The sequence below is a fragment of the Aeromicrobium sp. A1-2 genome, assembly GCF_003443875.1.
Lineage (GTDB): Bacteria > Actinomycetota > Actinomycetes > Propionibacteriales > Nocardioidaceae > Aeromicrobium.
On the sequence record NZ_CP027482.1, the window covers coordinates 1,812,929 to 1,826,459 of the forward strand.

The following is a 13,531-nucleotide window of genomic DNA, read 5'->3' on the forward strand; positions in this document are numbered from 1 at the left end:
CTTCGGGTCGGGGATTCACCGCGACTTTAGCGCGGCCCCCGCGTCCGTCAGGGCTTGACCGCGACGACCGGCACCGTCGCGTCGAGCAGGATCTGCTGCGCGACGCTGCCCATCAGGATCTTGCCGACCGGGCTGCGCGGCCGTACGCCGATGACGACGAGCGAAGCCGAAGCCTGCTCGGCCTCGAACAGGACCGTCCCGGAGACGTTCTCGCCCTCGACCTGGCGGACCTCGAACGGAACCTTGTCGATGGCGAGCGACTCCGTGATCGCCTGGATGTGCCGCCCCCGGGCATGGCCGGGGTCCAACCGCGGTTCGACCCGGTGGACGTTGATGATGAGCAGCGACTCGCCCTTGGTGCGCGCCTCTGCGGCGGCCCAGTCGAGGGCGGCGCGCCCGAACTCGTCGGGACGATAAGCAACGGCAATTGTCATGACAAAAGCCTACCGCCGTTCTCCTGCCGGTGGGAAATGGAATACGACTAGTGCGTGATGACGTTGAACACGTCGTGAAACCGACTGTGAAAGTAGACATCTGGTCCGACATCGCCTGCCCCTGGTGCTTCGTGGGCAAGCGGCGCTTCGAGGCCGCAGCGGCACAGTTCGCCGAGACCGGCGGACAGGTCGAGGTCGAGTACCACTCCTTCGAGCTCGCGCCGGACACACCGGTCGACTTCAACGGCACCGAGGTCGACTTTCTGGTGCGTCACAAGGGCATGCCGGCCGAGCAGGTCACCACGATGCTCGGCCAGATGACCGAGCTCGCGAGTGCAGAGGGCTTGGCGTACGACTTCGACGCGCTGCAGCACACCAACACCGTCAAGGCCCACGAGCTGCTGCACCACGCCAAGGCCAAGGGACGCCAGCTCGACATGAAGGAGCGCCTGCTTGCGGCGTACTTCGAGGAGGGCCGGCACGTCGGCCGCATCGACGACCTGGCCGACCTCGCCGCCGAGATCGGCCTGGACCGCGCCGAAGCTCTCGAGGCGCTGAAGTCCGGAGAGTTCCTCCCGGCGGTCGAGGCCGATCGCGATCAGGCGTACGACTATGGCATCGCCGGCGTGCCGTTCTTCGTCATCGACGGGAAGTTCGGTGTATCGGGCGCGCAGGAGCCGGCCGCTTTCGTCGAGGTGCTCCGCAAGGCAGCGGCCGCCGTATGACCGGGCCGTTGGAGATCGTGGGCGACGACGGACCGAGTTGTCAGAACGGCGTCTGCGACGTGCCTGCCGCCGACGTCGAGGATGGCTCGAGCAACTGAGTCTGTTCTGAGCAGCGTGCTCAGGCCTTTTTGACGACGCTCGACTTCAGTTGCATCTGGCCGAAACCGTCGACCTTGCAGTCGATGTCGTGGTCGCCCACACCATCAACGAGTCGGATGTTTCGCACCTTCGTGCCGACCTTGATCGATGTGGGGCTGCCCTTGACCTTGAGGTCCTTGATGATGCTCACGGTGTCACCATCGGTGAGCGGGGTCCCGAACGCGTCCTTGATGACCGCAGCATCCTGCTCGGCCTCGGCGTCGGCAGCCGCCTCGCTCGGCGACCACTCGTGCGCACACATCGGGCACACGAGGAGCGCGCCCATCTCGTAGGCCAGATCGCTGGAACAGTTCGGGCAGAGCGGTAGGGCGTCAGGCATCGGTCACTTTCGGGTAGGTGCGCGAACTTGCGGCGGCACCCAAACTACTCCTCGGTTGACCGGCCCCGCTCAGGCGACGCACTTGGGGCGCGAGGACTGCGCCGGTAGGCCGACACCGTCGGGTCGCCCGTGATCCAGAATCGCCACGGCACGTCAGCGGCCCGGGACACCCCCACTCGCGGCCCCGCGCTCAGGGCCACCGTCTCAGCGGTGGGACCCAGCCGAACTCCCTCGTCGACGAGCAGGTCCGTCCCCAGGTCGTCGAGGGTGAGCCCGAGGGCGCGAGCCAGGTTGCCCGGGCCGCGGGCCAGCCCTACGTCCTTGACCGCGGGCCGCCGCTGCCGCGCGCACTCGACCCCGTGCACGACCTCGCCCGCTCGGACCAGGACTGCAGAGGCGGTCTCGGTGGGCCCCGTCACGACGTTGGCACACAGGTGGATGCCGTACGACCGGTAGACGTACAGCCTCCATGGGTCGCCGTACATGATCTCCGAGCGCGCAGTCCGGGTGAAGGCGTGAGAGGCCGGGTCGTGGATGCCGCCGTACGCCTCGACCTCGGTGATGCGCACGGCTACTCCGTGCCCGTGCAGGACGCGACCCAGGAGACCCCGGGCGAGCAGGTCCACGGTCGGGCCGGTCGTGTCCGGGGTGCTCATGCCGGCAAGCCTAGGTCGTGGGAGTCAGCCGAGCTCGAGGCAGCAGACGCCCCGGCTCTCAGGCGTCAGTCCGCAGCGAGCCGCGTGCGCAGCTCGACGAGCTGCTCGGCCACCCGCGCGAGCGCAGTGCCGCCACGGGAGTCTCGTGACGACAGCGAGCCCTCGACCGTGAGCACCTCGCGTACGGCGGGAGTCAGGGCCGGTGAGATGGCCGAGAAGTCCTCGTCGCTGAGGTCCCAGAGCTCGATGCCGCGCTGCTCGCACGCCTGGACGCACGCACCCGACAGCTCGTGGGCATCGCGGAACGGCACGCCCTGGCGGACGAGCCACTCGGCGATGTCGGTGGCCAGCGCAAAGCCCTGCGGCGCCAGCGACTCCATCCGCTCGGTGTTGAACGTGACGGTTGCCATCATGCCGGCGAATGCGGGCAGCAGGACCTCGAGCGTGTCGATCGAGTCGAACACCGGCTCCTTGTCCTCCTGGAGGTCCCGGTTGTACGCCAGCGGAAGCGCCTTGAGCGTCGCGAGCAGACCCGTCAGGTTGCCGATCAGACGACCGGCCTTGCCGCGGGCCAGCTCGGCGATGTCGGGATTCTTCTTCTGCGGCATGATGCTCGACCCGGTGGAGTAGCCGTCGTGCAGCGTCACGAAGTCGAACTCCTTGGTGTTCCAGATGATGATCTCCTCGGCCAGCCGGGAGACATCGATGCCGATCTGGGCGGTCACGAAGGCGAACTCGGCCACGAAGTCGCGCGAGGCGGTGCCGTCGATCGAGTTCGGCGTCGAGCCGATGAACCCGAGTTCGGTGGCAACCCGCTCGGGGTCCAGGCCCAGCGAGGAGCCTGCGAGCGCGCCCGAGCCGTAGGGCGAGTCCGCTGCGACCCGGGCATCCCAGTCCGCGAGCCGGTCCAGGTCACGCACCAGTGGCCAGGCGTGCGCCAGCAGGTGGTGCGACAGGAGCACGGGCTGCGCATGCTGCAGGTGCGTACGGCCGGGCATCGCTACACCCAGGTGCTGCTCGGCCTGTGCGGCGAGCACCTCGACCAGCTGGGTCACGAGTCCGGCGACGATCCTGCCGTGGTCGCGCAGGTACATCTTGAACAGCGTCGCGACCTGGTCATTGCGGGAGCGGCCGGCACGCAGTCGCCCACCCAAGTCGGGTCCGAGGCGCTCGAGCAGCCCGCGCTCGAGGGCCGAGTGGACGTCCTCGTCGTCAGGCTGCGCGACGAACTCGCCGGACTCCACGTCGGCCGCGAGGGCGTCGATGCCGGAGATCAGGGCGGTCAGGTCATCGCGGCTCAGCAGGCCGGCAGCCTGCAGCACGCCCGCGTGGGCACGGGAGCCAGCCAGGTCGTACGGAGCGAGCCGCCAGTCGAAGTGGGTCGAGCGGGACAGCTCGACCAGCTCGGGCGACGGACCCGACGCGAATCGGCCGCCCCAGAGTCCGGTGTGGGAAGAAGACGTCTCGGGGACAGTCATGTCGTGGGCTCCTTGGGAGTCGATGCGGCAAGGGTCGCGAACCGTTGGGCGAGGTTCTCGCCGCCGAGCGGGTCGCGGCAGATCAGCATGACGGTGTCATCGCCGGCGATCGTGCCGAGCAGGTCGTGCTGAGCTGCATGGTCGATGGATGAGGCGAGGTACTGCGCAGCACCCGGTGGTGTGCGCAGCACGACCAGGTTGGCCGAGGCCTCGGCCGTCACCAGCAGCTCGCGGACGATGCGGGCCAGCCGGGCCTGCGCCGAGGCGCTGTCCTCAGCCGGTCGGGGGGTGCGGTCGCCGCCCTCGGCCGGGACGGCATAGACCAGCCCTCCGTCAGGGTGCCGGACGCGGACCGCGTCGAGGTCGACCAGGTCGCGCGAGATCGTCGACGGCGTCGCATTGACCCCGTGCGAGTCGAGCAGATCGGCCAGGTCGCCCTGCGAGCGGACGAGCTGACGGCCGAGCAGCTCGACGATGAGCTGCTGGCGCGCTGCCTTGGTGGCCGGGATGGTCACGCCGGCTCCCCGGCCTTGGCCAACAGCCAGACCAGCAGGGCCTTCTGCGCATGCAGGCGGTTCTCGGCTTCGTCCCAGACGACGCTCTGCGGGCCGTCAAGGACCTCCGAGGAGATCTCCAGTCCCCGGTGGGCCGGCAGGCAGTGCAGCACGATGGCATCCGGCGCGGCTGCCGTGAGCGCCTTCGTCGTGATCGAGAAGTCACCGAACAGCGCGAGCCGCTGCTCCTTCTCGCTCTCCTGGCCCATTGAGATCCAGGTGTCGGTGATGACGATGTCCGCGCCGTCGAGTGCCTCGACGGGGTCGGCGGTGATCGCGATCGACCCTCCGGTCTCCCCCGCGATTCTCTCCGCGTCGGCGACGATCGCCGGGTCGGGCTGGTAGCCGACCGGCGCCCCGATGCGAACGTGCATCCCGGCCGTGGCTCCGCCGAGCAGGTAGGAGTGGCCCATGTTGTTGGCCCCGTCGCCGAGATAGGCAACCGTCAGGCCCGCGAGACGACCCTTGTGCTCGATCACGGTCTGCCAGTCCGCGAGGATCTGGCACGGGTGGAAGTCGTCGCTCAGGGCGTTGACGACCGGGACACCGGCATGCGTCGCCATCTGCTCCAGCCCGGCCTGGGCGTACGTCCGCCAGACGATCGCGCTGGTCATGCGACCCAGGACCCGCGCGGTGTCCGGGACGGACTCGCCGCGCGCTCCCTGGGTCGCCGCGGTGTCGAGGATCAGCGGGTTGCCGCCCAGGTCGGCGATGCCGACGGCGAACGACACCCGGGTACGGGTCGAGGCCTTGTCGAAGATCACCGCGACGGTCTGTGGGCCGGCCAGCGGCTTGCGCCCGTAGGGATCGGCCTTGATCTCGGCCGCGAGGGCCAGCACCTCGGCCTGCTCTGCCGGGCTGAGGTCGTCATCGCGCAGGAAGTGCCTGGTCGTCATGCCCCGACCTCGTCCAAGACGCCCCGCAGTGCAGTCACGGCCTCCGCGGCCTCTTCCTCGCTCAGGATCAGCGGGGGCGCCAGTCGGAGCCGGTCGGGCGTCGGGTTGTTCAGGATCAGGCCCGCCGCGAGGGCGGCCTTCTGAGCCTCGGCGGCCACGGGCTGACGCAGGACGATGCCGAGCAGAAGCCCCCGGCCGGTGGTGCCGGCGACAAGCGGGTGATCGGCCAGTCCGCGACGGATCTGCTCACCGATCGTCGTCACGTGCTCCAGCAGGTCCTCGGACTCGATCGTGGCGATGACCGCAAGAGCCGCCGCCGCCGCGACGGCGTTGCCGCCGAACGTCGTGCCGTGGTTGCCGGGCTGCAGCAGGGTCGCCGCATCACCGATCGCGATGCAGGCGCCGATCGGGATACCACCGCCCAGACCCTTGGCAAGTGTCATGAGGTCCGGCACGACTCCGGACTCGGTGTGAGCGAACCAGGCGCCGGTCCGGCCCATGCCGGTCTGCACCTCGTCGAGCCACAGCAGCGCTCCGTGCTTGGTCGCGATGTCCCGCGCGGCCTGCAGGTAGCCGTCCGGCGGCACGATGACGCCGGCCTCGCCCTGGATCGGCTCGAGCAGGATCGCTGCGACGGTGTCGTCGACGGCAGCCTCGAGTGCTGCGACGTCGCCGTACGGAACCCAGCTGACGTCACCCGGCAGCGGCTCGAACGGTGCGCGGTAGGCCTCCTTGGAGGTCAGGGCCAGCGCCCCCATCGTGCGGCCGTGGAACGAGCCCTCAGCGGCGACGATCCTGGTGCGACCGGTACGGCGCGTGGCCTTGAACGCTGCTTCGTTGGCCTCGGCACCGGAGTTGGCGAAGAACACCCGAGCGTCGTGGCCGACCAGCTCGATGAGCTTCTCGGCCAGCTTGATCTGCGGCTCGGTCGCGAAGAAGTTGGAAGTGTGGCCGATGGTCGACAGCTGGGTCGTGACGGCCTCGATGATCGCGGGATGGGCGTGCCCCAGCGCATTGACCGCGATGCCCGACAGCAGGTCGAGGTACTTGGTGCCCTCGTCGTCCCACACGTAGACGCCCTGACCCTTGACCAGCAGCCGCGACGGCGTGCCGAAGGTGTTCATGACGGCCCCCTCGTAGCGTGAGGTCCAGGCGGTCATGACTTGTCCTTCTTGTCGACGCTCGTGGCATAGAGCGCGGTGCGGATGCGCGTCTCGACGCCCGGCACGACCTGGGTGCCGACGCCCTCATCGGTGAAGATCTCCAGGAGCACCGCGTGCGGCTCACGGCCGTCGATCACGGTGGCCCGCTTGACGCCCTCCTGGACGGCCTTGAGGCAGGCCGTCATCTTGGGGATCATCCCGGTCGACAGGTTCGGGATGATCTCCGCGAGCGACTCGGGGCTGATCTCGCCGATCACGTCCGAGCTGTTGGGCCAGTCGGCGTAGAGGCCCTCCACATCGGTCAGGACCAGGAGCTTCTCGGCTCCCAGCGCGACCGCGAGCGCGGCTGCTGCGGTGTCGGCGTTGACGTTGTGGACCTGGCCGGAGGCGTCGGGCGCAACCGTCGAGACGACCGGGATGCGGCCGGCGTCGATCAGGTCACGGACAGCCTCCGGGCGTACGCCCACGACCTCGCCGACGAGACCGATGTCGGTCTGGACGCCGTCGATGATCGGCATGGTCTTCTGGGCGGTGAACAGTCCACCGTCCTCGCCGGACAGGCCCACGGCCAGCTCGCCGTGCTGGTTGAGCAGGCCGACGAGCTCGCGGCCGACCTGACCGGTCAACACCATCCGGACGACGTCCATGGTCTCGGGCGTCGTGACTCGCAAGCCACCCCGGAACTCCGACTGGATGTTGAGCTTGTCGAGCATCGCACTGATCTGGGGGCCGCCGCCGTGCACGACGACGGGCTTGAAGCCGGCCATCCGAAGGAAGACGATGTCCTCCGCAAAGGCGTGCTTGAGCGTCTCGTCGGTCATGGCGTTGCCGCCGTACTTCACCACGACGACCTTGCCGTGGTACTTCTTCAGCCACGGCAGGGCCTGGGCGAGCGTGGCGGCCTTGTCGGTCGCCTTCTTCCAGTCAGCGGGATGCCACTCTTCGGGGCTGGTCACGTCTTCTGTCATGAGGAGTACGCCGAGTTCTCGTGGACGTAGGCCTGGGTCAGGTCGTTGGTCCAGATGGTGCCCGTCGCCGGGCCTGACTTGAGGTCGATCGTGACCGAGACGGCCCGATCCGAGAGGTCTATGCCGTCGGCCGACTCCCCCGGGCCGCTCTGGCGGCAGACCCAGACCCCGTTGAGGGCCACGTCCAGGTCGGCGGGGTCGAATGCCGCCTGCGTCGTGCCGACCGAGGCCAAGATTCGTCCCCAGTTGGGGTCCTTGCCGAAGATCGCACACTTGAACAAGTTGCTGCGCGCCACGGAACGTCCGACCTCGAGGGCGTCGTCGACGCTTGCCGCGTTGAGGACCTCGATCGCGATCTCGTGCTCGGCACCCTCGGCATCGGCCAGCAGCTGCATCGCGAGGTCACGGCAGACCGTCGTCACCGCGTCGGTGAAAGCCTGGGCGTCGGGGCTGGTGCCGGAGGCGCCGCTAGCCATCAGCAGGACCGTGTCGTTGGTGGACTGGCAACCGTCGGAGTCCAGCCGGTCGAAGGTCTGCGCCGTCGCTGCACGCAGCGCGGCGTCGGCCGTGGCCGCGTCCACATCGGCATCGGTCGTGATCACCACGAGCATCGTCGCGAGGGCCGGGGCGAGCATTCCTGCACCCTTGGCCATGCCGCCGACGGTCCAGCCGTCACCCTGGGTCACGGCCTCCTTGGACACCGAGTCGGTTGTCATGATCGCCGTCGCTGCGGCGTGTCCGCCGTCGGCACTGGGGGCGTCCAGTGCCGAACGCACGCCGGAGAGCAGTGCCTCGCGATCGTTGAGCAGGCCGATCAGTCCGGTCGAGCAGACCTGGACGTCGATCGCGCCTGCACCCAGGGCTGTCGCGACTGTCTCGGCCGTCTGGTGGGTCGTGGTGAATCCTTCGGCGCCGGTGTAGCAGTTGGCGCCACCAGAGTTGATCGCCACGGCAACGGCCGAGCCGGTCTTGATCGCCTGCTCGCTCCAGAGCACGGGGTTGGCCTTGCACCGGTTGCTCGTGAAGACTGCGGCGGCAGTCGACAACGGTCCGGTGTTGACGACCACGGCGACATCGGGGGCTCCGGTGCCCTTGAGGCCGGCTGCAACGCCGCCGGCGGTGAATCCCTGGGCTGCTGTCACGCTCATGGTGCAGTTCCGATCGTGGAGAGCCCCGTGGTCTCGTCGAGCCCCAGGGCGAGGTTCATGGACTGGATCGCTCCGCCGGCCGTGCCCTTGACCAGGTTGTCGATCGCGGAGACCACGACCAACCGCTTGGCCCGGGCATCGATTGCGAGCTGGATCTGCGCGGAGTTCGCGCCGAGCGTCGCGGCCGTCGTCGGCCACTGCCCCTCGGGAAGCATGTGGATGAAGGGCTCGTCGGCGTACACCGTGTCGTAGACGGCGCGCACCGCGGCGAGATCGACGCCGTCGACGATCCGTGCGGTCGTCGTGGCGAGGATGCCGCGCGCCATCGGCACGAGGGTCGGGGTGAACGAGATCGAGACCTCATCCGCACCGGCCGCCTGCAGGTTCTGCATGATCTCCGGGACGTGGCGGTGCGTGCCGCCGACGCCATACGCCGAAGCCGCACCGAGGCCCTCGGCGGCCATCAGGTGTGTCTTCGCCGCCTTGCCCGCACCGGAGAAGCCGTTCGCCAGCACCGCCACGAGGTCGGTCGACTCGACCAGACCGGCGGCGACAGCCGGCTGGATGCCCAGCGTGATGGCCGTGACGTTGCAGCCCGGCACGGCGATGCGCTTGACACCCCGGAGGACGTCGCGCTGCTGTCCGGGACCAACCATGAGCTCGGGAAGTCCGTACGGCCAGGTGCCGGCGTGCTCGCCCCCGTAGAACTCGGTCCAGTCCGCCGCGGACGTCAGTCGGAAGTCGGCTCCGCAGTCAATCACGAGGACATCGTCGCCAAGCTCGGCCGCGACGGCACCGGACTGGCCGTGCGGGAGGCCCAGGAACACGACGTCGTGTCCTGCGAGGGTCTCGTTGGTCGTGGGCTGCAGGATTCGGTCGGCGAGCGGCAGGAGGTGGGGATGATGCGCGCCGAGCGCCGTCCCCGCGCTCGAGTTCGCGGTGAGCGCCCCGATCTCGATGTCGGGGTGGGACAGCAACAGGCGAAGCACCTCGCCACCGGCGTATCCGCTCGCGCCGGCCACGGCTGCGGTGATCTTGGTCATCTCTCCACCTTTGCAGAGTTGTGGTGTGTGGGTCTGCCCCGGTCCGGGATCAGTCGGTGCCGAACTCCATCGCGGCGAGGTCGAGTGCCTGCTCCTCCTCGTCCGGCGATGCGCCACGAGACGCGATCGCCTCGGCCCCTCCGGCCTCCATGGCACCGATCAGCTCGGTGTGCGAGGCGCCGATCATGCCCAGTGCTGCGTACTGCTCGAGCTTGGCGCGCGAGTCGGCGATGTCGAGGTTGCGCATCGTCAACTGGCCGATCCTGTCGCCGGGGCCGAAGGCCGAGTCGACCGTCCGCTCCATCGACAGCTTGTCGGGGTGGTAGCTGAAGCCTGTGCCCTGCGTGTCGAGGATCGAGTAGTCCTCGCCACGGCGCAGCCGCAGCGTGACCGAGCCGGTGACCGCCGAGCCGACCCAACGCTGCAGCGACTCGCGGATCATCAGGGCCTGCGGGTCCAGCCAACGTCCTTCGTACATCAGCCGGCCGAGGCGACGTCCGTCGTGGTGATAGCTCGCGAGGGTGTCCTCGTTGTGGATCGCGTTGACGAGTCGTTCGTACGCGATGTGCAGCAGGGCTAGTCCCGGCGCCTCGTAGATGCCCCGGCTCTTGGCCTCGATGATGCGGTTCTCGATCTGGTCGGACATGCCCAGTCCGTGGCGTCCGCCGATCGTGTTGGCCTCGTGGACCAGCGACACGTCAGAGCCGAACGAGCGACCGTTGATCGAGATCGGCCAACCCCGCTCGAAGGCGATCGTGACGTCCTCGGTCGCGATCTCGACCTCGGGATCCCAGAACTTGACGCCCATGATCGGCTCGACGGACTCCAGGCTCGTGTCGAGGTGCTCGAGGGTCTTCGCCTCGTGCGTCGCGCCCCAGATGTTGGCGTCGGTCGAGTACGCCTTCTCGGCGCTGTCGCGGTACGGCAGCTTGTGGGCGACGAGCCACTCGCTCATCTCGGTGCGGCCACCCAGCTCGTGCACGAAGTCGGCGTCGAGCCACGGCTTGTAGATCCGCAGGTGCGGGTTGGCCAGCAGACCGTAGCGGTAGAACCGCTCGATGTCGTTGCCCTTGAAGGTCGATCCGTCACCCCAGATCTGCACATCGTCCTCGAGCATCGCGCGGACCAGCAGGGTGCCGGTCACGGCGCGACCCAGCGGAGTTGTGTTGAAGTAGGCGCGTCCGCCCGAGCGGATATGGAAGGCGCCGCAGGTCACCGCGGCGAGCCCCTCCTCGACGAGCGCGGCGCGGCAGTCGATCAGCCGGGCGATCTCGGCGCCGTACTCCACGGCGCGACTCGGCACCGACGCGATGTCCGGCTCGTCGTACTGGCCGATGTCGGCGGTGTAGGTGCAGGGGACGGCGCCCTTGTCGCGCATCCACGCGACAGCGACAGAGGTGTCGAGGCCGCCGGAAAAGGCGATGCCGACGCGTTCGCCGGAGGGCAGGCTGGTGAGAACTTTGGACATGTCTCTCATTCTTGCACACCACTGCAATTTCTTGCACGCGGGGCTCTGACCCGATAGTGGATCTTCGGGCTGTTGGACACCCCTAGGATGCAGCCATGAAACGGATCGGCCTGCGCGTCGTGGCACTGCTCGTGGCCGCAGGGGTCCTGTTGGTTCCCGCCGTCCTGGCACTGGTGCCACCGACCGCTACCACGACCGGCCCCGACCCGGTCCGCATCACGGACTACTCCGCGACCTACACGCTGCTGGGCAACGGCGACCTGGTCGCCAAGGAGGAGATCACTACCCAGTTCCCGATCGGGCGGCACGGCATCTTCCGCTTCTGGGACCTCGCCGACCCGACCGACGAGCACGTCCGGCTCCGCCCGCGGAACATCAAGGTCGAGCTGGACGGTCGCAGCGTCCCGTACGAACTCGAGTGGCAGATGGGACGGCACTTCCGGGTGGCCAAGATCGGCGACCCGGACTCGTTCGTCTCCGCCGGCACACACGTCTACACGATCGTCTACCAGATCGATGGCGCGATCGCGCCCAGCAGCGTCGGGCAGGGCTCGTCCACCTCATCGAGCTGGACCGACGACGACTCCACCGGCTCGGCGTTCTACTGGAACGTCGTGGCACAGGGCTGGCAGATGGACATCGATCGGTCGAGCGTCACGATCAACCTGCCGGTCGAGTCCGGCACGGTCCAGTGCACGTCGGGATTCAACGGCAACGGCGCCTGCGACATCGCCGGCGAAGGAACCGATCAGGTCACGGTGGAGACCGGCCACCTGGCGCCCCGCACCCCCGTCACGGTGCGGATCGGCCTGCCGATCAAGACCCCGGACCGGGTGACCGTGCCATGGTCGATCGGCGCGGACCCCGCGCTGGGTAGCAGCGCGCCCATCATCGGCGTGATCCTCGTGATCTCTCTCGGTGCGCTGCTCCTCGGCTACCAGCTCGATCGCAGGTCACGCGAGGCGAAGCCGGGCTATCCCGTGATGTACGAGCCGCCACCGGGCCTCGGACCGGTGCAGACGGCGTACATCATCAACGAGTCGGTCCCCAGCCGCGGACTCGTGGCGACGTTGCTCCATCAGGCCGAGCAAGGCCTCACGACCCTGACGGACAACGGCGGCAGGTCGTGGACCATCACGGGAGTCGGCGACGCCGACGCGTGGGCCCGGGCCGATGACGTCACGCGCTTCGTGGGCGAGTCGCTCGGGGTGACCCAGCCCGGCGCGGCCTTCACGTCGAGCCCCAAGTCAGTCGCTTCCGGGCAGACGCTGCAAACTCTCCGAGCCGGACTGACGGCGCGGGCCAGTGCGTGGGCCGAAGGGGTCGGGGCGCAACGCCGGGCCAGCTCGGAGACCCTCGCACGCCTGGCCGTCATCGGGACGGCGATCCTGTTCGGCGTCGCCGCGGTCTTCCTCCAGCTCCCGGGGTCGATGTACGTCCTGCCCCTCGGGGCCTTCGTGATCGGCGGCATCGGCCTGCTCAGCGCCGGCGTCGGCACGCGTCGCACGACATTGGGTCGTGACCTGTGGTCACGCGCGGGTGGCTTCGAACGCCTGCTCTCCACGGACTCCGCCGAGGACCGGTTCGACTTCAGCGGCAAGCGCGACCTCTACACGGCCTTCATCCCGTACGCCGTCGTGTTTGACTGCGCCGACCGGTGGGCCAGGAAGTACGAGATCGCGACCGGCTCGGCTGCACCCGTACCGCTCTGGTACGGCGGCGCGGGCGGTTCCGCCGCATCGGGCCACGGATTGGCTCACACCGACGCATTCTCCGGATTTGAATCTTCGCTGGCGTCATCGATCAGCGCCTACTCCGCCACCCAGGCTTCGTCATCGTCAGGTGGCGGCGGAGGAGGGGGCGGCGGCGGTGGCGGTGGCGGTGGTTCCTGGTAGTCCCGCAACACCCCACAACCGTCCCAACGAGGAGAACTCATGCTCTGGATCATCCTGGCCGTCCTGGCCGCGGTCGCTCTGTTCACGATCTACGCGTTCAACCGCCTGCGCCGCGTCGACATCGGCGCGCAGGAGGCACTGGGCGGCATCGACGTCCAGCTGACTCGCCGCGCCGACCTGATCCCCAACCTGGTCAACACCGTGAAGGGGTACGCCGAGCACGAGAAGGGCGTCTTCGAGGCAGTGACCGAGGCACGGGCTGGTGCCGCCAAGGCAGCCAAGGGCGGCACGGTGGGCGAGAAGGCGGCCGCCGAGGCTGTGCTCGACAAGGCGATCATCGACGTCCTCGCCGTCGCCGAGGCGTATCCCGACCTCAAGGCGTCCGCCAACTTCCAGGCACTGCAGGTCGAGCTGTCCGACACCGAGAACAAGATCTCGTTTGCCCGCCAGTTCTACAACGACGCGGTGTCGACCCTGAACTCGCTGGTCAAGACCATCCCCTGGATGTTCTTCAGCGGCATCGCCGGCGTCCACGCGCGTGAGTTCTATGCCGCGCCGGAGGGTCAGCAGACCCCGCCCACCGTCACCTTCTGACCCGCCGTCGACGGGAGACCAGGTCTCCCGT

Annotated in this window: 14 protein-coding genes; 3 read left to right on the plus strand and 11 right to left on the minus strand. The window is 68.6% G+C overall.

Going from position 1 to position 13,531, the window contains the following annotated elements; genetic code table 11:
- Positions 1 to 47 precede the first annotated feature (47 nt).
- Entirely contained in the window at positions 48 to 434 is a 387-nt protein-coding gene (locus tag C6I20_RS08820; RefSeq protein WP_118395620.1) for a universal stress protein, read from the minus strand.
- Positions 435 to 508: 74 nt separating this feature from the next.
- On the opposite strand from C6I20_RS08820, the gene C6I20_RS08825 reads away from it, so the two are divergent.
- Positions 509 to 1,159 carry a DsbA family protein gene (locus C6I20_RS08825; protein WP_118398762.1) on the plus strand — a complete coding sequence of 217 codons (651 nt, stop codon included), beginning with the start codon at positions 509 to 511 and terminating at the stop codon, positions 1,157 to 1,159.
- A 118-nt stretch (positions 1,160 to 1,277) separates the two neighbouring features.
- Here C6I20_RS08825 and C6I20_RS08830 read toward each other — a convergent pair whose 3' ends face one another.
- From C6I20_RS08830 to argG, 10 genes are all read right to left on the minus strand, one after another.
- Positions 1,278 to 1,637, minus strand: coding sequence for a zinc ribbon domain-containing protein YjdM (locus tag C6I20_RS08830; RefSeq protein ID WP_118395621.1), 360 nt, complete (start codon positions 1,635 to 1,637; stop codon positions 1,278 to 1,280).
- A 44-nt stretch (positions 1,638 to 1,681) separates the two neighbouring features.
- On the minus strand, positions 1,682 to 2,293 hold the full coding sequence (locus tag C6I20_RS08835; protein ID WP_118395622.1) for a DNA-3-methyladenine glycosylase: 612 nt from the start codon (positions 2,291 to 2,293) through the stop codon (positions 1,682 to 1,684).
- Between the two features lie 65 nt (positions 2,294 to 2,358).
- A complete protein-coding gene (argH, locus tag C6I20_RS08840) occupies positions 2,359 to 3,771 on the minus strand; it encodes an argininosuccinate lyase (RefSeq protein ID WP_118395623.1) in 1,413 nt (470 codons plus the stop codon).
- Positions 3,768 to 4,286 (minus strand): arginine repressor, encoded by a 519-nt coding sequence (locus C6I20_RS08845; protein ID WP_118395624.1) that lies wholly within the window; start codon positions 4,284 to 4,286, stop codon positions 3,768 to 3,770. Before C6I20_RS08845 ends, argH begins: the two co-directional genes overlap by 4 nt.
- On the minus strand, positions 4,283 to 5,221 hold the full coding sequence (gene argF / locus C6I20_RS08850; RefSeq protein WP_118395625.1) for an ornithine carbamoyltransferase: 939 nt from the start codon (positions 5,219 to 5,221) through the stop codon (positions 4,283 to 4,285). Before argF ends, C6I20_RS08845 begins: the two co-directional genes overlap by 4 nt.
- Positions 5,218 to 6,381, minus strand: coding sequence for an acetylornithine transaminase (locus C6I20_RS08855; protein ID WP_118395626.1), 1,164 nt, complete (start codon positions 6,379 to 6,381; stop codon positions 5,218 to 5,220). The genes argF and C6I20_RS08855 overlap by 4 nt, the downstream gene beginning before the upstream one ends.
- Positions 6,378 to 7,340, minus strand: a complete 963-nt coding sequence (gene argB, locus C6I20_RS08860) for an acetylglutamate kinase (protein WP_371682630.1) — start codon at positions 7,338 to 7,340, stop codon at positions 6,378 to 6,380. Before argB ends, C6I20_RS08855 begins: the two co-directional genes overlap by 4 nt.
- A gap of 8 nt (positions 7,341 to 7,348) precedes the next feature.
- Complete coding sequence (gene argJ, locus C6I20_RS08865) at positions 7,349 to 8,500, minus strand: bifunctional glutamate N-acetyltransferase/amino-acid acetyltransferase ArgJ (RefSeq protein ID WP_118395628.1); 1,152 nt, start codon at positions 8,498 to 8,500, stop codon at positions 7,349 to 7,351.
- On the minus strand, positions 8,497 to 9,543 hold the full coding sequence (gene argC / locus C6I20_RS08870; RefSeq protein WP_118395629.1) for an N-acetyl-gamma-glutamyl-phosphate reductase: 1,047 nt from the start codon (positions 9,541 to 9,543) through the stop codon (positions 8,497 to 8,499). Before argC ends, argJ begins: the two co-directional genes overlap by 4 nt.
- 49 nt (positions 9,544 to 9,592) lie before the next feature.
- Positions 9,593 to 11,011, minus strand: a complete 1,419-nt coding sequence (gene argG / locus C6I20_RS08875) for an argininosuccinate synthase (RefSeq protein WP_118395630.1) — start codon at positions 11,009 to 11,011, stop codon at positions 9,593 to 9,595.
- Positions 11,012 to 11,106: 95 nt separating this feature from the next.
- Here argG and C6I20_RS08880 point away from each other — a divergent pair, with 95 nt between their 5' ends.
- Positions 11,107 to 12,906, plus strand: a complete 1,800-nt coding sequence (locus C6I20_RS08880) for a DUF2207 domain-containing protein (protein WP_118395631.1) — start codon at positions 11,107 to 11,109, stop codon at positions 12,904 to 12,906.
- A 39-nt stretch (positions 12,907 to 12,945) separates the two neighbouring features.
- Positions 12,946 to 13,500: a LemA family protein gene (locus C6I20_RS08885; protein ID WP_118395632.1), complete on the plus strand. Its 555-nt coding sequence runs from the start codon at positions 12,946 to 12,948 to the stop codon at positions 13,498 to 13,500.
- Positions 13,501 to 13,531: the final 31 nt, after the last annotated feature.